The sequence below is a fragment of the Vibrio metschnikovii CIP 69.14 genome (genome assembly GCF_000176155.1).
In the GTDB taxonomy this organism is placed as follows: domain Bacteria; phylum Pseudomonadota; class Gammaproteobacteria; order Enterobacterales; family Vibrionaceae; genus Vibrio; species Vibrio metschnikovii.
Genome location: NZ_ACZO01000006.1, coordinates 615,339 through 635,418, shown reverse-complemented (window position 1 = coordinate 635,418; position 20,080 = coordinate 615,339). Strand labels below are relative to the sequence as shown.

18 protein-coding genes, 2 tRNA genes and 1 pseudogene are annotated in these 20,080 nt (G+C 43.2%); 13 read left to right on the top strand and 8 right to left on the bottom strand.

All coding sequences use genetic code 11. From position 1 onward, the window contains the following. Positions 1-214: 214 nt before the first annotated feature. Positions 215-291, bottom strand: a tRNA-Val gene (locus VIB_RS06405). Between the two features lie 20 nt (positions 292-311). Next, a tRNA-Val gene (locus tag VIB_RS06400) sits at positions 312-388 on the bottom strand. 300 nt (positions 389-688) lie between these two features. On the opposite strand from VIB_RS06400, the gene VIB_RS06395 reads away from it, so the two are divergent. Continuing rightward, positions 689-1,801, top strand: a complete 1,113-nt coding sequence (locus VIB_RS06395; RefSeq protein ID WP_004395150.1) for a GGDEF domain-containing protein — start codon at positions 689-691, stop codon at positions 1,799-1,801. Here VIB_RS06395 and VIB_RS06390 read toward each other — a convergent pair. Together VIB_RS06390 and VIB_RS06385 are read right to left on the bottom strand one after the other, a co-directional pair. Next, positions 1,793-2,485, bottom strand: a complete 693-nt coding sequence (locus tag VIB_RS06390) for a DUF2726 domain-containing protein (protein WP_004395149.1) — start codon at positions 2,483-2,485, stop codon at positions 1,793-1,795. The two genes, VIB_RS06395 and VIB_RS06390, sit on opposite strands and share 9 nt — an antisense overlap. Before the next feature lie 59 nt (positions 2,486-2,544). Further along, positions 2,545-3,516, bottom strand: coding sequence for a chemotaxis protein (locus VIB_RS06385; protein WP_040904797.1), 972 nt, complete (start codon positions 3,514-3,516; stop codon positions 2,545-2,547). A 470-nt stretch (positions 3,517-3,986) separates the two neighbouring features. On the opposite strand from VIB_RS06385, the gene VIB_RS06380 reads away from it, so the two are divergent. The 7 genes and pseudogenes from VIB_RS06380 to pilW all read left to right on the top strand — a co-directional run bounded on the left by VIB_RS06380 (position 3,987) and on the right by pilW (position 11,390). Next, the gene (locus tag VIB_RS06380) at positions 3,987-4,220 is read left to right on the top strand and encodes a hypothetical protein (RefSeq protein ID WP_040904267.1); all 234 of its coding nucleotides are present in this window, start codon (positions 3,987-3,989) and stop codon (positions 4,218-4,220) included. Between the two features lie 121 nt (positions 4,221-4,341). Further along, positions 4,342-5,763, top strand: coding sequence for a TolC family protein (locus VIB_RS06375; RefSeq protein WP_040904265.1), 1,422 nt, complete (start codon positions 4,342-4,344; stop codon positions 5,761-5,763). Further along, a pseudogene (locus VIB_RS06370) lies at positions 5,760-6,735 on the top strand (HlyD family secretion protein). The gene VIB_RS06375 and the pseudogene VIB_RS06370 overlap by 4 nt, the downstream one beginning before the upstream one ends. Before the next feature lie 4 nt (positions 6,736-6,739). Next, on the top strand, positions 6,740-7,903 hold the full coding sequence (locus VIB_RS06365; RefSeq protein WP_004395146.1) for an ABC transporter permease: 1,164 nt from the start codon (positions 6,740-6,742) through the stop codon (positions 7,901-7,903). Beyond that, positions 7,890-9,038: an ABC transporter permease gene (locus tag VIB_RS06360; protein WP_004395145.1), complete on the top strand. Its 1,149-nt coding sequence runs from the start codon at positions 7,890-7,892 to the stop codon at positions 9,036-9,038. The genes VIB_RS06365 and VIB_RS06360 overlap by 14 nt, the downstream gene beginning before the upstream one ends. 426 nt (positions 9,039-9,464) lie before the next feature. Then, entirely contained in the window at positions 9,465-10,406 is a 942-nt protein-coding gene (metA, locus tag VIB_RS06355) for a homoserine O-acetyltransferase MetA (RefSeq protein ID WP_004395144.1), read from the top strand. Between the two features lie 261 nt (positions 10,407-10,667). Beyond that, complete coding sequence (gene pilW, locus VIB_RS06350) at positions 10,668-11,390, top strand: type IV pilus biogenesis/stability protein PilW (protein WP_004395143.1); 723 nt, start codon at positions 10,668-10,670, stop codon at positions 11,388-11,390. Here the strand turns inward: pilW and VIB_RS06345 are convergent, their stop codons facing one another. Together VIB_RS06345 and VIB_RS06340 are read right to left on the bottom strand one after the other, a co-directional pair. Beyond that, the gene (locus VIB_RS06345; RefSeq protein WP_004395142.1) at positions 11,391-11,615 is read right to left on the bottom strand and encodes a hypothetical protein; all 225 of its coding nucleotides are present in this window, start codon (positions 11,613-11,615) and stop codon (positions 11,391-11,393) included. 125 nt (positions 11,616-11,740) lie between these two features. Beyond that, the gene (locus tag VIB_RS06340; RefSeq protein ID WP_040904263.1) at positions 11,741-12,247 is read right to left on the bottom strand and encodes a M48 metallopeptidase family protein; all 507 of its coding nucleotides are present in this window, start codon (positions 12,245-12,247) and stop codon (positions 11,741-11,743) included. 144 nt (positions 12,248-12,391) lie between these two features. Between VIB_RS06340 and VIB_RS06335 the strand changes: the two genes are divergently transcribed. Then, positions 12,392-12,625, top strand: a complete 234-nt coding sequence (locus tag VIB_RS06335; RefSeq protein WP_040904261.1) for a glutaredoxin family protein — start codon at positions 12,392-12,394, stop codon at positions 12,623-12,625. A gap of 10 nt (positions 12,626-12,635) precedes the next feature. On the opposite strand, the gene VIB_RS06330 is transcribed toward VIB_RS06335, so the two are convergent. Then, entirely contained in the window at positions 12,636-13,505 is an 870-nt protein-coding gene (locus VIB_RS06330; protein ID WP_004395140.1) for a LysR family transcriptional regulator, read from the bottom strand. A 117-nt stretch (positions 13,506-13,622) separates the two neighbouring features. Between VIB_RS06330 and VIB_RS06325 the strand changes: the two genes are divergently transcribed. The 4 genes from VIB_RS06325 (at position 13,623) to VIB_RS06310 (ending at position 16,860) form a co-directional block, all read left to right on the top strand. Continuing rightward, positions 13,623-14,819 (top strand): MFS transporter, encoded by a 1,197-nt coding sequence (locus VIB_RS06325; protein WP_004395139.1) that lies wholly within the window; start codon positions 13,623-13,625, stop codon positions 14,817-14,819. 216 nt (positions 14,820-15,035) lie between these two features. Continuing rightward, positions 15,036-15,596 (top strand): DUF1415 domain-containing protein, encoded by a 561-nt coding sequence (locus tag VIB_RS06320; RefSeq protein ID WP_115342677.1) that lies wholly within the window; start codon positions 15,036-15,038, stop codon positions 15,594-15,596. A 116-nt stretch (positions 15,597-15,712) separates the two neighbouring features. Beyond that, positions 15,713-16,063 (top strand): DUF2750 domain-containing protein, encoded by a 351-nt coding sequence (locus tag VIB_RS06315; RefSeq protein ID WP_004395137.1) that lies wholly within the window; start codon positions 15,713-15,715, stop codon positions 16,061-16,063. Positions 16,064-16,281: 218 nt separating this feature from the next. Continuing rightward, entirely contained in the window at positions 16,282-16,860 is a 579-nt protein-coding gene (locus VIB_RS06310; RefSeq protein WP_004395136.1) for a nucleoside triphosphate pyrophosphohydrolase family protein, read from the top strand. Positions 16,861-16,960: 100 nt separating this feature from the next. Here the strand turns inward: VIB_RS06310 and VIB_RS06305 are convergent, their stop codons facing one another. After that, complete coding sequence (locus tag VIB_RS06305) at positions 16,961-20,035, bottom strand: efflux RND transporter permease subunit (RefSeq protein ID WP_004395135.1); 3,075 nt, start codon at positions 20,033-20,035, stop codon at positions 16,961-16,963. Positions 20,036-20,080: the final 45 nt, after the last annotated feature.

The window sequence follows — 20,080 nt, the reverse complement described above, 5'->3', positions numbered from 1 at the left end:
GTTTGTTGATTGAGAAGAAGAAACTGAATGAGAAAATTGTAATATTATAACAATAATCAATCATTAAACGCTATTGAATACTAATGATAGGCATTAACAGATATTGCTAGATCATTGACCGTGTGGAAAACGGTAAAAAAGTAAGGGAGAACAAGAAAGGGAATTTAGGGGCAGAAACAACAAAACCCGCTGAGAGCGGGCTTTGTCTAAAATTTGGTGGGTCTAGGCAGACTCGAACTGCCGACCCCTACCATGTCAAGGTAGTACTCTAACCAACTGAGCTATAGACCCAAATTTTTTCTTGTTCACATTGGTGCGTCCGAGTGGACTCGAACCACCGACCCCCGCCATGTCAAGGCGATACTCTAACCAGCTGAGCTACGGACGCATCACTTGAGAACGGGGTGGATATTAGCGATTGATTTTACTCAGTGCAAGTGGATTTTTACTATTTTTGAATCAACTGACTCTTACGCGATCAACTTGCTGGTTTTTTGCTCTAAAATAACCGTTATCATCTAATCTTTCTGTCTAAGTCTATAGTCATCCCCCCTTTATAGTAGGTCGTGAGTAAGTCATAAAAAAAGAGAAAAAGCGGGTCACATCAAAAATTAAAAAGGCCGTTAATTAGAACTAGCTCCTCTTTTTGTGATTTGGATTCAAAAATAACGTTGATTGGTGAAGGCAAATGGGTACTATAACGGCTATTCGAACGAATATGCAATTGAGTCGGCAGAACATGGATGCAAAACTGTTTAATCATTCACAAACGCTAAGAGCGTCCGTACTTCGCGGACTGAGCTTATTTTTGTGTTTTATTGCTCTCTCTATGGCAGTCTTCAACGTTGCCTACCATCAAGCACTCGGCCTAGCGAGTATTGAAGTTCTGTTTTCAGGCTACTCTTTCTATGTTCATCAATACGCTAAACAGAATGACTACTCTGAGCGCCATGCTCAGTCTTACGTTTGTGTCCTATTAACGATCATAGTGTTAGCAACTTATCTACAACCGATTAGCAATGGGACCTTTATATGGGGCTTATTGGCTCCGGTGGTACTTTACGTCTTTCTGGGTCAGAAACTAGGCGGAGTAGTAACCGGTATGATCGTCGTGATCATCAGTTGCCTTTTGTTTATTCAGCTCCCCTACTCATCGTATCCTAATGCCATACCTATACTGATTAATTTTAGTTTTTGCTATAGCGGCCTTTGGTTTATTGCTCATCTTTATGAATCTAATCGCCATAAAATTGAATTTACGCTGACTCATTTAGCCACTCGAGACCCATTAACTGGAGCTCATAATCGACTTTCGCTGCATTCTGCATTTGACTATTTTGAGCAAAACAAGAGCCCAAATACCTCGCTTTGCTTATTGATTATTGATTTAGATTACTTCAAACAAATCAACGATCAGTTTGGCCATGATACTGGCGATAAAGTGCTAGTAGAAACATGTCGATTATTTGCTCAACATGTTGGGGAGAAAAACTTATTTCGAATTGGTGGGGAAGAGTTTTGTATTACTCTCTTTGATCATTCACTGTTACAGGCAGAGCAAATCGGCGAAAGGCTACGCAATCTTGTTGCTAATTACTCATTTTCTAAACAACAAGCTATCCAGTTAACACTCAGTGTCGGTATTTGTGAGTATCGCAGCGGGGATAACTTGAATGAGTTAATTAAATTAGCGGATATGGAACTGTATAAAGCGAAAAAAAATGGCCGAAATCAAGTCTGTATTTGTCAATCATCAGCCAGCAAAGATTATACTGAACTTTCACAAGCTGATTCAATTTAGCCGTTTTATTTCGGATACCGGTTCAGCTTCATCAGTTTCAAAAACAACGTTATAATTCTCAGTATAGGTACAATGAGGTAAACGACTACAAGTGAAAAATCGTCGGCCTTTAAACTCACCTTGGCTGGCTGTCTTGATGACCATTGGGCTACCACAACGCTTACAAAAACGAACTTCTTTATCCGGCTCAATAAGATCAATATGTGCGGCAAGCAATCGGCGTAGTTTACCCACTTGATAACTGTATTTAATATTGGCGCCAATTAATGGAATATTAGCTGACTGACATACTTGCAGTAACAACTTTTGTCGCTCTATTTTTCCTTTATTTAACGGTTTTCCATCATCGAGTTCCATGATGACTCGTGGTTCTAACGTTCTTGCATCGCAAACCACAAAACTAAAATAATGCTTAGCAATCCGGCTATGAGCAATAAACCATTGTTTTTTGTTCTTCAATGGTTTGGGCATAACAGCATGGGTCATGCTTACTTTTGCCAGCACAATACCGTGCTCACCGACGGCGGCTCTTAATGCATTAAAAAAGGTACTTTCTGCGGCATTCAGTAACGGACCACTTTTTTTGTAAGTGTAATCTTTACTATCATCATTACGAATTAAATATTTTTGAATGAATAGAAAAAAACCAACCAAAAGAGCAACTATAATAAAGACGTTCGCCATAGTACCTATTCTTTATCTATACAACGCTAACGAGAAGCTTATCGCTATATTGATTATTATTAAAAAATAAAACTATCCATCAAACCGACCATCTTACCAATTTCAGGTTTAGTGATAGTGTCGTTAGCACCTAGAGCAAGCGCTTTAGCTCGGTTATCATCGCTCATTAATGATGAGAACATGATGATTGGTGTTTGGTTATATGCTTCATTCTCACGTAACCGTTTGACTAAATGCATCCCATCCATACGCGGCATTTCTACATCAGTCACGATGGCATTTACCAACTCACTAACGGAGGTATTCTCTTCTTTGGCCACACGCTGAATATCCATTAGCTTTTCGTACGCTTCTCCCCCATCTTTACAAGCAATCACGTTATAACCAGCTGAACTCAGCGTTTCTTGAATCATACTACGAATAAATGCCGAATCATCGACTACCATGATCGTTTTAGCATTGCGTTTGCTGACCATTTTCTGATTTAAATCAATCGAACGATCCATTTTAACATCGTATTTACCCATACTTAATTCTGGGTTGATGTCAGCAATGATTTTCTCAAAATCTAAAATCATGATCAGCTTTTTGTCTTTACGGACGACGGCAACGACACAGTCTTGCTCACCAGCTTCTAAAAATTGACTCGGTGACTCAACATCATTCCACGAAATACGGTGAATTCGACTAATACTGTCAATTAAAAATCCGTTTGTCATACGGTTAAAATCGGTCACTATAACGTATTTGTTCTTAATATCTGGGCGAGTGGGAACACCAAGCCAACCAGCAAGATCGACTAAGGGTGTTAATATTTCCCGAGAAGAAAAGACCCCTATCATGTGAGGCTGTGCATTGGGATAATCGGTGGTTTCAGGTACACGAATGACTTCTCGTACTTTGGCAACGTTAATCCCGTAGTAACAGGTTTTCGTCTCACCACTAGGTAATAGTTTTTCTAGATGGAATTCAATAATTTCCAGCTCATTAGTACCACTTTCTAATAAAATTGTATTATTTGGATTGCTCATAATCATTCACATCTTTTCGGCAAAGCGTTAAGTTCGTTCCTTTTTGTAGTATATACGCAAGTCGTCCAAAGAAAATGATAATGGGGTAGATTGTTTATTTAATTTGTTATCTATACCCAATTACCAAGAAAAAAGTCTCTCGTTAATCCGCCATGGCTCCCTTAAACCGTGCTATTGCCAGCAAGTCTATGAATATAGATGAGTAGTTGTAAAAGAAGCACCACAGAACCAATGATTAACCCACTAAAATGGGAAAAATCACACCTCAATAGAAACTCTTTTGCATATCAATATGTGACATCGATCACTTATAATGTCGCTTATTTTTTACTCAACAGGTACGTTCTTCTATATACTGATAAGTGCAGTGAGGTGTTAAATCATCAATCATTCCCTATTCATCATAATCATTTAAATAGATTAGGAACGATTGACTTATCTCATTTTACATCGTCAGGAGGAAAGTCATTATGGAAAAAGATGCTTTAGGTATATGCCTTTCACGAGACATGCTAAGCGAGCATCTTCTGTCAACGTTTACTCATGTTCGGGCTTACGAACTGGCGGTAGAAAACGATGAACAAGTCCGCGTATTATTCGCTTTTCCACAAATGTCGGGCAAGGATGTGCTCACTACGATGCAAGGCACGAAGAAATTGATTTGGCGAGCAGATTTCTTCTGTCCCCATTTCCCTCATCGATAAATCAAAGCTGATTCGTAGTAACGAATCGGCTTTGAACTCTTGTTACAACAAAATACTACTCTCTCGAAAAAAAACTCGCTACTATAGAGTAATCACTCTAAATCGAACTCTGAACGGTAACATGAAGCTAAAAACCATTACTTTGACGTTGTGCTCGTTGCTGGGTAGTGCTTCTGTCCATGCCATGCCGATTTCGTTTCAGCAAGCTTGGGATATTTTGCAGCAAAGCAACCACTCATTAGCCGCCGAACGAGCCAGTGTGGAGCACTATCAGCACCTCCAAGATTCTACGGCAAATCTTAATCTTCCTTCGGTTTCATTAGGAGCCAGCTATACTCGGCTTGATAAAGATGTCACTTTATCCGTACAACAAATTGTAGGCAGCAGCGGGGCTCACTTACCGACCTTGCCGCCGCCATTAAATCAATTGGGGTCCCTTAGCTCAACGATCACTGAACGTGATATTTTTAGTTCTTCGATTCGAGCGGTATGGCCTATTTTTACCGGTGGACGTATTACCGCCGCTCAAACGGCCGCTCAAGGCAGAAAAGAAGAAGCACAAAGTCAATTAGCGATGGTAACCCAAGCACGCTACGAAGATTTAGCCAAGTACTACTTTAGTGTGGTTTTAGCACGCGAAGTGTTACAAACTCGGCTTGCCGTTGAGCAAGGATTGACTCAGCATCGAGATAAGGCCCTTAAACTTGAGCAACAAGGTCAAATCGCTTTAGTTGAGCGTCTACAAGCCGAAGCTTCCCTTGATAAGGCAACGATTGATCGTAAAAAATCAGAAAAAGATTTAGATATTGCACAAAGTGCTTTAACTCAAATACTTAATCAACATCAGCCTGTTGAACCAAGTGGACAGCTGTTTATTAACCAAAGCCTTCCTCCTTTGAGTGCTTTTATACAGCAAACCTTAGCAACCTATCCTGGCCTTGATCTGCTCAGCGCAAAAGAGAAACAAGCCAATAGCCTTATCAAGGCTGAGAAAGGGAAATACTACCCAGAGGTGTATCTATTTGGTAACTATAGCTTACATGAGGATGACTCATTAGCGGGCCAAATGAAACCCGATTGGCTCGTTGGCGTTGGCGTCAGTGTGCCTTTAATTGAAAATACTGGGCGTAGCCACCAAGTGAAAGCAGCCAATAGCTTAGTCTCACAAGTCCGCTATTTGCGCGCCCAAGCAGAACAAGATTTAACGGTATTGGTTGAAAAAACCTATAAAGAAGCCGAACAAGCTCTAGAAGAAGCACAAGGGCTTAATTCAAGCTTACGCTTGGCACAAGAAAACTTATCATTACGTCAAAAAGCCTTTAATCAAGGTCTGGCCACTTCGCTTGACGTTGTCGATGCCGAACTTTATTTAGCCAGCATTAAAACTCAACAAGCCGTGGCTGGTTTTAACTATCTCATTTCTCTGAGTAAGCTTTTAGCCTTATCGAGTGAGATGCAAACTTTCTCTCATTATAAGCAGATGGCAGTTCCTTTAACGATGCTGCCCAATCACCTTGTCGATTCACAAAGGGAACCTTCATGAAAGCGGTTAAATCTTCTGTTATTGTAATTTCTGTCATCGCCGCCGTCGCTTGGATAGGTTATAGCTTTTATCAAGCTTATCAGCCTCAACCCATTCGTCTCCAAGGACAAATTGAGTCTCAACAATACAGTATCTCATCCAAAGTGCCGGGACGTATCGATCAAGTCTTTGTTCGCAAAGGGGATCTCGTCAGCAAAGGTCAGCTAATTTTCACCATTCATAGTCCGGAAATCGAAGCTAAGTTAGAACAAGCGATGGCGGGGCAAAGAGCGGCTGGCGCATTAGCTCAAGAAGCGGAAACGGGTTCACGTAGCCAACAAATACAAGCAGCAAGAGACCAATGGCTAACCGCAAAAGCGGCGGCTGATCTGGCTGAAAAAACCTATTTACGAGTGAATAATCTCTTCGAACAAGGCGTTGTTGCTGAGCAAAGACGAGATGAAGCCAATACTCAATGGCGTGCAGCCAGATACAGTGAAAATGCCGCTCTACAAATGTATGAAATGGCTAAAGAAGGGGCTCGTAAAGAGACCATACTCGCCGCTTCTGAAAATGAACGCATGGCCGCAGGTGCAGTGGCTGAAGTAGAAGCTTATGCCCGCTGATACTCGCATTGAAAGCTGGTTTGATGGTGAAGTGTCTCAGGTGTTAATGCAAGCCGGTGAACTCGCACCACAAGGCTTTCCGGTTGTTACGGTTGTTGATCGCGCCGACTCTTGGGCTGTATTTAATGTCCGAGAAGATCTACTGCGCCACTTTGAACAAGGATCAAGCTTCAAAGCATTCTTACCTGCGTTGGATAAGTATGTTGAATTTACCGTGACCCACATCGCAGTAATGGGCGATTTTGCCACTTGGCGCTCAACGGACTCATCACAAGGATTTGATCTAAGGACCTTTGAAGTTGAGGCTCGTCCCACACAACCCGTTGATGGGTTAAGAATGGGCATGAGTGTTGCTGTTGAGTTATAAGACCATGTCAAACCGTCTCCCTTCACAGTGGCAGTTGTTACGTCACGATCACTGGCTACTCTCATGTCTGACTTGGGTGCCCATTACTCTAGCGGCGCTATTATGGTGGATATTTTCCCAAGGTATCCTCCATCATTTACCGATAGGTGTGGTCGACCTATCACACAGCCAATTATCGCGGCAAATGGTTCGTCAACTGGATGCTACATCAACCTTATCGGTAACACGCCACTATCAAAGTGCCTCGGAAGCGAAACAAGCATTAATCTCAAGTGATATTTATGCTTACGTCGTTATTCCTACTCAGTTTGATAAAAGTATTTATCGTGGGGAGCAGCCTCAAGTCAGTACTTTTTACAATAGCCAATATATTTTGATTGGGCGATTAATCAATTCAGCGGTTCTTCAAGCCCAAGGAACATTTAACGCTCAACTGGATGGAGCTAGAACCTTAGCAAAAGGCGATCAAACCCTGTTGAGCGCTTTGGGACAAGCGGTGCCTGTTCGAACTCAAGTGACTCCACTGTTTAATAAAAATAATCACTATGCTCAATTTTTAGTCTCTGCGGCGGTTCCTGCACTGTGGCAAATTTTTATCGTGGTCGCGACAATTTTAATTTTAACGGCAAATTATCGTGAATATGGTCTACAACGTTGGTTAGCGGCTCACCCTTTCCGAAACCTGAGTAAAACACTGGCTCCCTATTTTGTCATTTTCCTACTTCAGGGAATTGGATTTTTAATTTGGTTCTATCAAGCCATGCAATGGCCGATGCACGGTAGATTCTCAATCATCATTGTTGCTCAGATGGTGACTATTTTAGCTTGTATGATTATGGGCTGTTTTTTTTACTTTTTAACCCTTGACCCTGCTCGAGCTATGAGTTTTGCGGGTGCATTTACCGCACCGAGCTTTGCGTTTATGGGCGTCACTTTCCCTGCCTCAGATATGAGTAGCGTCGCGCTCGCTTGGCGAAGTTTGTTACCCATCAGTCATTATATTGAAGTGCAGATCAGCCAAGTCAATTATGGACTGAACGCTCAGCAGTCACTTCAGCATTTATGGCCAATGCTCGGTTACCTACTCCCTTTAGTGATCACGCTCGTGCTTATTAATAAACATCAAAGCAAAGAAACCGCGCTAAGGAGTAATCATGACTCTGTTTAATCTGTTCAAAGCCGAGTTAAAAGCGCTGATAACTAATCCTGTCGTGATGTTAACCATGATCGGTGGTGTGGTTTTTTATTCTTTTCTCTATCCATTACCGTATAGCCAACAAACCCCTCGTGAATTACCCATTACTGTAGTGAATTTAGATAAAAGCCAGACTAGCTATCAACTTGAGCGAATGGTTGATGCTACCCCACAGATAAAAATCATCCAGCGAAATCACTCGATCGTGGATGCCAAAGCAGCCTTTTTAGCTGGCGAAGTGAGTGGTATTTTGGTGATCCCTGAACATTTCTATAAAGATTTACTGCTCGGTAAAAGCCCAACGCTAGCCTATGCCGGAGACGCGGCGTACTTTCTGGTCTATGGCACGGTGGTAGAGGGATTGGTTCAAGCTGGTGGCACCTTATCAGCGAAAGCGAAAGTCGCGCGCTTGGTCGTCGATGGAGAGCCTTTAGGTCTCGCGACGGAACACTGGTCGGCACTACAATCGAATATGAAGCCCACTTTTAACCCTAAAATGGGTTATATCGATTACGTTGTGCCCGGCGTATTTGTGCTGATATTACATCAAACATTGATTATGGCGGTGGGGTTAATGGTCGGCACCCAAAAACAGGGTAAAGGCTACTGGCAGCGCGTCTCTCCACTTCGACTGATTGCAATAAGAACGCTACTGTTTGTCGCCTGTTATTACCTCCTCAGTATGTATTACTTTGGAGCCAGTTTTAGTCGTTTAGGTATCAGTACTCTCGCCAATATGGGGCAATTGCTGACACTTTTATTGCCCTTTTTATTGAGTGCTTGTTTTCTCGGTATCTGGCTTGGTTCGCTCGCCCCAAGGCGAGAGCTCGTCACCGTTGTCGTCTTAATCAGCTCGATGCCTTTAGTTTTCTCTTCTGGCTTTATTTGGCCACTAGAAGCGATTCCGCCCCCTATCACTTGGCTGGCCAGCCTATTTCCAAGCACCCCAGGAATACAAGGTTTTCTTGCTCTTAATCAAATGGGTGCGGAATGGTGGCAAATTGCACCACAATGGACACTGCTTTGGTTACAAACCTTAGGTTGGGGTTGGCTAGCGTGGTGGCAATACCGTCGAACCGGCAAAGGAAAACTCGCTCATCATGACTAACTAATCTCTACTCAGGATAATGAAAGTTCTACAAACTTTCTTATCCTGAGCTAGCATGACATCATAAGAACAAGAGAATGACTTCGGTTGCTTGAACAGCCCACCAGCCCTTGTTTTATCGCCATCGCTCCCCTGCTATACCCTTCCTACTTGAAGCTGCAGGAATGTTGACTACGTTTTTTCACCCCAATCATAGAGTCTATCTATGCTCATGGGGACTCACTCACTTGCCGCCTACCTGCAACTCCAAGTTGTTTGGGTATACATGCATCTGTTATCGCTATTAACACGATATCCTTCCTCTATCTTATTCCTTATCGAAGTTAAATAAATAACCATGATAGATATCACTTAGCTATCGACTTTTAAAGTTGCATAGGTTATAAGTCTAGAAGTATAGACGTCCATTAGCTTAGGGAGCAAGCCGTGCCAATTAAGATCCCCGATCAACTACCTGCAACCGATGTGCTACGCCAAGAAAACATCTTTGTTATGTCTGAATCTCGTGCATCGACACAAGGTATTCGACCTCTTAAGGTATTAATTTTAAACTTAATGCCCAAAAAAATTGAAACCGAGACACAGTTCTTACGACTGCTGTCTAATTCCCCTTTGCAAGTTGATATTGAGTTATTACGCATCGATGATCGTCCGAGTAAAAATACACCGGAAGCCCATCTTAATGCTTTCTATCGTCAATTTGATAAAGTCAGTCAACGCAATTTCGATGGCCTTATCATTACTGGCGCGCCGCTTGGATTGGTTCAATTTGAAAATGTCGCTTACTGGGATCATCTACAGCGCGTCATGAATTGGGCCAAACATCATGTCACTTCAACGTTATACATTTGTTGGGCTGCGCAAGCTGGGTTAAAACTGCTATATAACCTTCCCAAACGCACTCGAGAAGAAAAACTCTCTGGGGTTTATCAGCACGAGATTCATCAGCCTTTTCATCCTTTACTAAGAGGATTCGATGATACCTTCCTCGCTCCACACTCTCGTTATGCTGATTTCGCCGCTGATTATCTAGAGCAACATACGGATCTCGATCTGCTTGCAACATCAAGCATTGCAGGCGTTTATTTAGCGGCAACGAAAGATAAACGAAATGTGTTTGTGACTGGTCATCCCGAGTATGATGCCGATACCCTACATCAAGAATATGTGCGAGATGTTGCAGAGGGTTTGCAACCGCCAATTCCACTCAATTATTATCCTGATGATAATCCAGAGCAGCCACCACGGGCGAGCTGGCGAAGCCATGGGCACTTATTATTTGCCAACTGGCTTAATTATTGTGTTTATCAACAAACACCCTATGATCTTGAGCACTTTAGCGAAGATAAATTCACTAAAGACGATTAACACTACTTTCCTTCTTACCTTAGGCTAACTGAGTTTGCTAACTGACTCGCATCCTTGTCGGTTAGCCATTTTTCAAACGCCCAATCATTCTATTATAAGCTCCACAACAACTTGAATTTACGGCTGTATTTGGGCTTCGCCAAGATCCTTCAATCACTCTGATGAGTCCTATCGATAATGTGATGCCAGTGAATCAGTGCGATGACACTACTGAAAATTCGAGTAAACAAACATCACAACGTCGCTGAATGGAGAAATGGCATGAAATGGGGATCCGCATTGGGATTAGGGATCAGTGTCTTGTGGCTAAGTGGCTGCGTTACTATGACTGAACAGGGACAAGCAGAATTACGAAGTACTCCAATTGAAATGGCAGAATCAAGAATTGCGTTAGGGTTAGGTTATCTCGAACAAGGTAACCGGGTAAAAGCTCGGCAAAGCCTACAAAAAGCGCTCCAACATGCGCCACACTACTATCGCGCTCAGCTCTCCATGGCGCACTACTTTGAAATAGTGGGAGAGAATGAAACGGCGCAGCAGCTTTATCAAACCGCATTAAGGGAGCACCCCAGAAATGGTAATGTGCTTAATAACTACGGTGCCTTTTTGTGTAAACAAGGGGAATATAGCCGAGCCGATCAATATTTTATGCGTGCCGTTGAGCAGCCTTACTATTATCTGATCCCCGCCAGCTATGAGAATGCAGGATTTTGCGCTTTAAAATCGGGCGATAAACAAAAAGCGCACTATTATTTCGAACGTTCGTTAGATCATGACCCTAACCGTGCTCGATCAATCCTACAACTGGCTAAGTTGGAGATTGATGATGACCAATTTATTCCAGCACGGCTGCGTTTAATGAAGTTCCATCAACAATATGGTTATCAAAAGACATCCTTAGAGCTATTGATTGAACTAGAAAAACGCAGCGGCAATCCTGCGTTAGAAAACAAATATCAGGCATTATTAGCAGAGCTGGTCTAACTATTTTTTGATGTTAGTTGGGCGACCATCTCTGCCGCCTTTGCGCTCGCGATAATTGACACGGCGCTGCTTTTTAACGGCTTTGGCACGTTCAATTTTCTTATATTCACGATAAGCAATGCGAATAAACTTAATCAGCCCAGCTAAGAGTAGTAAACCAAAGACGGTCATAAAGGGCACGCAAAGCCACTCAGGTTGACATGGCAGATAGAAGTCGATGTCCATTTGTGGCCTCCTTAGATTTAGGCGCTATTTATACCTCTTACTGATTTATCGGCAGATAAGCCATATTCTTGACTCTGATGTCATTATACACGTAATTTATCTAAGATTTTCGCTTTCAGAACGACTTAACCTTGTTGAGCTCTCAATTCTAGTACCATCATGTATAACCGAGCATCAAACTCTAACTGATGATAATTAGGCTCCATATGACAACACAGTTGGTAAAACGCTTTATTGTGGTCTTTTTCACGTAAATGGGCCAATTCGTGAACAACGAGCATACGTAATAAAGGCTCTGGTGCTTGTTTGAATGCACTAGCAATACGAATCTCATTTTTGGCTTTTATCTTGTTGCCGTGCACCCGAGAAACATAACTGTGTAGACCGAGCGCATTATTAATAAGATGAATTTTCCCATCGTACACCACTTTACTCAGCGGTGACGTCTTCTTCATATACTGATTTTTAATCGCCATAGTGTAGTTAAACAGCGCTTTTTCACTCTGGATAGCATGCCGCTCTGGGTAACGCTGCTCAAACCAAGAGATCAACTTATCTTGAGTGATTAATTGTTGAATTTGTTCTATTAGCGAGGTGGGATAACCTTGAATATACTTCAATACAGGATGCATAAATTCACTCTGTCGCATCGATTTTTGACGTGGCAGTGTAACTTAAATAGATCAAGAAGTAATGCCCATTGCCAATACAAGGCGGCTTGTGCATCGGCTCGGCCAGCGTTAGAATTCGCCCTTTTAGTTAAAGTGAACCTAAGAATGAAACGTGTTGTCCTTTATGTGAAAGACAAGTGCCCTCACTGTAAAGATGCCCAGCGTTATTTGGATGCGAAAGGTATTCAGTACCGTTTGTGTAATGCCAAAATGGCGCGCGGCCGCAAAGAGCTAGATGCGCTAGGAGCAAGAAGTCTCCCTGTCCTCAAAATTGGCGATCAGCTCTTGATTGGCTGGAACGTCAGTAATTTTGAACGACTCTATACCCAAAAAAGCTAAGCGCGGCGGATTAAACGTATTGCTTTACAAATTCGATAAACGTTCTATCGGCATTAGATAAATAGCCCTCTTTACGCCACGCTAACGCGAGATCAATGGAGACGGGAGGTGTGAACGGTATTGCTCTCACTTCCGGTTCATTATCCGCAACCAGCTTCAATAAAGCAGTAATCGCGTGCTCTTGTTTAACAATGCTGAGGATCATCGGTAACAGGTTGGTCTCAAAAGCAATTTTTGCGTCATGTTGATGTGTTTTACACACCTTATCAATGAACTCACGGTGAAAATAGCCCGTTTTAAACATCACCAGTTGATGCTCAAAAAATTGCTTAAAATCGATCTGCGTTTGAGCGGCCAGTGGATGATGCTGGCCTACAACGGCAACCATCGGGGAAGAGAGTAACGGGTCAGTTTCTAAATCAGCAGGCACATCTTGATTTAAAATAACGCCGACATCGAGATCTCCTGCTAATAACATTTTGCGTATCGATTGGGTTCCCGCATCAATGACCGTCATTTTTAAATTCGGAAACTGGGTTTTAAACGCCATTACGATCGGTGGAAAAAAATAACTGCCCACCATACTTGGTGCACCTAAGCGCACTTCCCCTTTTACCAGTCCTTTGAGTTCATCCATGGCTAATTGAGCATTGTCGATTTGCTGCAAAATTCGTCGAGCATGGTCAACTAATACCGTACCTTCATGCGTTAAGCTTACCTTACGATCACCACGCTTAAATAAATTGACACCCAGCTGTTGCTCAAATTTTTTAATAGCAATACTTAGTGCAGGCTGAGCGATATGCAGGTGCTGTGCGGCGTGGGTAAAGTTTTCATGCTCTACCACCGCAAGGAAATACCGTAATTGACGACTATCCATTGACTATTAATTAAAGTTATTGCTTCGATATTTATAATATATTTTATTAATCCAGATAACACTGCTAGTTTGATCACATTAAGCTTACCTAACGACTTCACCTGGTCAATAAAACGTATGATTGAACAACACAGCCAAGCCTATCGCCGAGTTACGTTTGCTCTTGCACTTGGATCTTTTTTGATCTTCTGTAACTTGTATCTTTTCCAACCGATGTTGCCTTATCTGGCTCACCACTTTGCGGTGTCAGAAACTCAAATTAACTGGCTATTTGCCGCCTCAACGTTAGCATTATCGGTAAGCTTAGTACCTTGGGCGATCAGTTCTGAAGTTTTTGGCCGTCGCGGGGTGATGCTACTAGGGTTATTTGCCATGCCATGGTTTGGATTACTCACTCTGTTGAGCGATCAATTATGGGTACTGATCATCAGTCGAGCTTTGATGGGGATTGCCTTAGCCGCTTTTGCGTCTGTTGCGGTGGCTTATATGGTCGAAGAATTATCGCCACAGGCGTTTAACAAAGCGATTGGTGGATATATCGCCGCCAATTCACTTGGAGGGATCAGTGGTCGTATTGCTGGCGGGTTGTTAACGGATGCTTTTGGCTGGCAAACGGCCGTCGTTGCTATGGCTATCTTTACTTTATTTGGCGCATTGATTGTTTATTTTTCTTTGCCGGCACAACGTCATTTTACGCCACAGCGTGGGCGTTTTTTACAACATAATCAAGCACTAATCTCTCATCTAAGACAACGTAACTTATGGTTAGCCATGCTCATCGGTGGCACCAACTTTGCTTTGTTCGTTAATCTCTATTCGGTAATGGGTTTTCGATTAGTCGCAGATCCGTATGCGCTACCCGTTGGCATTGCCTCATTAATCTTTCTTTGTTATCTCGCTGGCACCATCAGCTCACGACTCACAAACCGCTGGACATCGCATTATCATCCTGTCGCCGGGATGATTCTTGGTGCCATGGTCAGTATGGCCGGAATGTGGCTGGCCGCCGTCGAATCATTATGGTTTATGGTGTTTGGTTTACTTTTGATAAGCTTCGGCGCTTTTTTCACTCATACCTTAGCTTATGCTTGGGTCAGTCAAAAAGCGGTTCAAGCCAAAGCAACCGCGACCGCACTGTACCTAGTACATTACTACGTAGGAGGTAGTCTGGGCGGATTTTACCTGCTCTATTGCTGGCAACAGGGAGGCTGGGTAATGGTTACTCTTGGTGGCACGGTGTGTTATTTGATTTTGTTCTTACTTTGCTGGCAGCTATACCCAAAGCAAGAAAAAGTGGCGATCAACAGTAAGTAACCGATACAATCTGATATTACTCTATGTCTGAGTAGTATTACGCTGCTAAGACGCTTATTCATCACTATACCCAAACGACTTGGAACAATAGGTAGGCGATCAGTGAATCAATTCCCGTCAATATCAATCAGCGATGCTGATGGGAATAGACGAAGCTCGCCAACACTACTGCGATTTCAAGTGGTAAAGGGGTATTAATCAATGTGCTCAACCATTATGTCAACACTTAGTCCCTCAACGATTACCGAACATGTCAATCAATGGCTCAATGACGTCGTGATTGGTTTAAACTTATGTCCATTTGCTGCAAAACCTCAACGCAATCAGCAGATTAAAATTTTCGTTAGTCAAGCGAGCCGTGAAGAAGCGCTGCTACAAGATATTCTTGATCAATTACTCGAACTGGATACGAAAGAAGCACAAGAGCTAGAGACAACCTTAGTAGTGGTCCCTAATATGTTAGATGACTTTATGGACTACAACTTTTTTATCGATTGGGTTGAAGCCTTGATTCGTCAGCAAGACTGGGAAGGCATTTTCCAAGTCGCGACCTTTCATCCTCATTATTGTTTTGCTGGAACCTGCCCAGAAGATGATGAGAACTTAACCAACCGTTCACCCTATCCTATCTTTCATTTAATCCGTGAACAAAGCATGGAAAGAGTACTGAAACATTATCCGAACCCAGAAGCGATTCCTGAGATAAATATTCAACGTGTTAGTCAGCTCTCTCCCGCTGAACGCAAGGCGCTTTTTCCTTATTTATTTAATCAATAGGAGCGAGAAAAGCGACGAATGACTCTTCGCCAGTGACCGGATATTATCGAAATCTTAATGGGATTTATGCCTTGAAAATGCTACTCTAGTCGCATCATTCTTAGTGAGAGAATAAAATGAGCAAATTAACAGCAGATATTCAAGCGAACCTGGATCTTTTCATCAAAGAGTCCCAAGAAAACAAATTGGTATGGGGACTACGCAATGAAGAAGGCTGGCTTTCTTGTGAATCGACTGAGTTTGAAGACAGTGAAGTGATGCCTTTTTGGTCTTCAAAAGAAGATGCTCAACTGCATAACGTTGAAGAGTGGTCTGATTTTGAAGTGCTTGAGATCCCTCTGGATATCTTTGTCGAAGATTGGTTAATCACTTTAGCCGAAGACGGCGTGCTAATTGGGCCAAACTGGAATGCCACACTAGACGGTAAAGAGATGGAATCTTCTGAACTGGCTAAGCTATACCTATAATCCCAGTGATCATAGACAAGGCGCTGATCGCGTCTTGTCTCTTTTTATACCTCAACGCTAAGCGCTAAACTAATACTATTCGCTCTCCTATCGACCGATATTGTCGTTCGTTTACGAGAAGCAACAATCACCACGGTATTAACCAAGTGGGTGATTAAACGGCTGCCATTAACGCCTATCTATACACTCTTTAAACTATTTCAACCACGGACTAAACCATGCATTTATCTAAGTTGACTGAAGATATCTACCAACACCTCTATCGTGATATTAGCGAATTTCGTCATACGTTTGATCTCCCTGTCGCTGATCCATCGAGCTTAGATAGCCAAGCCGATACCCTGCATACGTCTTTAATTATTGAAGAGCTGACTGAGCTGGCAGAAGCTGACTGTAAAACCGAGCAAGCCGATGCGATTGTTGATAGCGTCTATGTCTTAATGGGACGTCTGGTGCATTTGGGGCACACTCAGATTATCGACAACCTAACAATCAGTTATCTTATTGATTTGCTGTTAAATGTTGCCGTTAATCGTGGGATAGATTTTCTTCCCTGCTGGGATGAAGTGCATGCCTCAAACATGAGCAAAGTCTGTCGTAACGAGCAAGAGTTTATCGATACTGAAGCGTTTTACGCCAAACAAAATATCCCGCTGACGGCAGTACAAAAAGGCGATTACATCATTGCTAAATGTGCTAAGGATGTCGTGATGGAAGGCAAAACCATTCGTCAAGGTAAGGTGCTAAAATCGGTGTATTATCGTCCCGCGAACTTAGCAGCGCTAACCCAATCGTAAACTGATTGGATCATTGTGTTGTCTAAGGTTATCCAATATAAAAATGGCCGTCTCTTTAACGAGACGGCCATTTTATTAGACTGAATTAATCACCATCGCCTTATGCTGAGGCCTCTGACTCAACTTGACCTTGGTGTAAATCTTTAGCCAACAGTAAATACATGGCCGGAACAACAAATAAGGTAAACAGCGTACCAATCGACATGCCACTGGCAATCACTAAGCCCATCGCATAACGAGAGCCAGCACCAGCACCGGTCGCAATTAATAATGGGATCATCGCCAATACGGTTGCCGCGGTCGTCATCAAAATAGGCCGTAGACGAATCGCAGTGGCTTCTTCAATCGCATCGCGCTTACTCTTACCATCCATTTGTAATTGGTTGGCAAATTCCACAATCAAGATACCGTGTTTAGCGATCAACCCGACCAGCGTCAACAAACCCACTTGGGTATAAATGTTGATACTAGTAAAGCCGAGGCTGGTAAAAATCAATGCGCCACAGACACTCATCGGTACGGTAACCATGATAATGATCGCGTTCTTAAATGACTCAAACTGAGCGGCAAGGATCAAGAAAATCACAATCAATGCAAAGAAGAACGTCACAACCAGTTGCTGCCCCTCACTCTTATATTGACGAGATTGTCCGGAATAATCGACGCTAAACCCAGCAGGCATCACTTCTGCCGCAATATTATCCAGTACAGCTAACGCTTCACCGAGTGGAACACCCGGACGTGGCACACCAGAAATTTTCACCGCATTAAGCTGTTGGAATCCACGTAGAGCTTGTGGCTGAACAGATTCACTCAGTGTCACTAAGGCAGACAGTGGTACTAACTCCCCTTGTTGGTTGCGAGTGTAGTAGTTAGTCAACTGGTCTGGATTTAGACGCTCACTGCGCTCAACCTGTGGAATCACGCGATAAGAGCGGTTATCCAGTGAGAAGCGTCCAGTATCAGCGCCAGACAGCAGACTGCCTAAGTCAGCGGCAATTTGCTGCATCGACACGCCCATCAGCGCCGCTTTTTCACGATCCACTTCAACGGTTTGTCGAGGACGATTAATTTTCAAATCGCTGTCAACAAAGATAAAACGTCCGCTCGCCATTGCTCGGCCTAAGATCTCTTGTACCACCTCTTGCAGTGCTTCAAAAGGTTGAGTTGAGCCGATGATAAATTCAACCGGCGTGCCCCCACCCGGAGAGGGCAGTGACGGTGGCACTAAAGCAAAACTATTGAGCCCGGGTTGCTGAGCAAGAAAAGGCTGAATGTCTTTAGCCAGCACATCGTGAGTGAGCCTATCACGACGCTCCCAAGGCGCTAACACGATCCCAGCAATGGCCGTGTTGGTTCCACCCAACCCATTAATGATGAAGACGTTCTCAATTTCTTCCACATCATCAACCAATCTATCCAGTTCTCGAGTACTTTTTGTCAGTGCATCCAGCGTATGATAGCTATCGCTTTCCAAAATAGAGAACACGAAACCTTGGTCTTCTGGTGGCTCTAACTCTGAAGGGCTGGTGATAAACAAGAAGTAACAAGAAACCAGTACAATCGCACCAAAGGTTAACACGACACTCTTACTATCCAGTAAGCTGTGCAGCGTGCGTTGGTACGAATGATGTAATCGGTCAAACTGCTTATCTAACCACTGCTCAAGCGATTTCTCTTTTTTGTTATCGCTGCTGTGTGGCTTAAGAATATAAGCACACATTACTGGCGATAACGTTAACGCAACAATACCCGATAGAATAACCGATGCTGCAAGAGTAAACGCAAATTCAACGAATAATACGCCCGTCAAACCACCAACAAAACCGATCGGTAGAAAAACCGCAACCAAGGTCGTTGACATGGTAATGATTGGCCATGCAAGCTCACGCGCCCCTTGGATCGCCGCATCAATACGACTTTTACCTTCTTCAATATGACGGTGAATGTTTTCGAGCATGATGATCGCATCATCGACCACAACCCCAATCGCCAGTACCATCGCCAGTAGCGTCAGTAAGTTGATAGAGAAACCCAACAACCACATCAAGAAAAAAGTACCAATCAACGATACAGGTATCGCCACCGCAGGGATGATAACCGAGCGAAATGAGCCTAAAAACGCATAAATAACGAAAACAACGATTGCCAACGCCAAAATAATCGACATCACTACTTCATCAATGGCATTTTCGATATATTCAGTCGAGTCATAAGCGATGTACGCAGAAAGTCCTTGAGGCAATTGAGGAATAATATCTTGATCCCACACTTGACGAACATCAGCGATCACATCCAACGCATTCGCATCCGGAGAGACTTCGATACCAATAAAGGTTGCAGCTAAGCCATTAAAGCTCACCGAACTCTCGTAGTTCTCAGCGCCTAATTCAACCTCTGCAACATCGGCTAAACGAACAACGCTTTGACCGTCACTGCTGACCACCAGTTGTTTAAACTCTTCAACATCGCGTAAATCAGTCGCCGCCGTTAAGTCAATAGCGACCATCTGCCCTTTAGTACGACCTAACGCCGCTAATACGTTGTTACTGCGTAACGCCGTCGCGACATCGCTCCCCGTTAAACCATACGCGGCCATTTTGACTGAATCTAGCCAGACTCGCATAGCAAACGTACGTGCACCAAGAATTTCCGCTCGTTGCACGCCAGGAATGGTCGATAGCTGAGGTTCTACAACTCGAACTAAGTAATCGGTGATTTGGTTATCACCCAATACTTCTGAGTAGAACGCCAAATACATCGCCGCGACACTTTCGCCGACTTTTAAGGTCACCACCGGTTCACGAGCGTTTTCCGGTAACTCTGAGCGAACCTTATTCACCTGAGCAGCAATTTGCGTCAACGCTTGGTTAGGATCGTAATCGAGGCGTAAATACGCTTCGATGGTACTATTACCCGCGACCGAGGTAGAGACTAAATAATCAATCCCTTCTGCTGCGGCAATTTCCCGCTCTAATGGTGTGGTGATAAAACCTTGGATAAGATCCGCATCAGCTCCGACATAAGTGGTACTGACACTGATCACCGCATTTTGGATCTCAGGGAATTGGCGAACATTCATATCCATAATGGCTCGTAAACCAAGTAAGATAATGAATAAGCTCACCACCGACGCTAAGATCGGTTTTTTAATAAAAACATCAGTAAAACGCATGAATACTCCTACTGATTCGCGGGTGATGGGTTCACTTCCGCACTC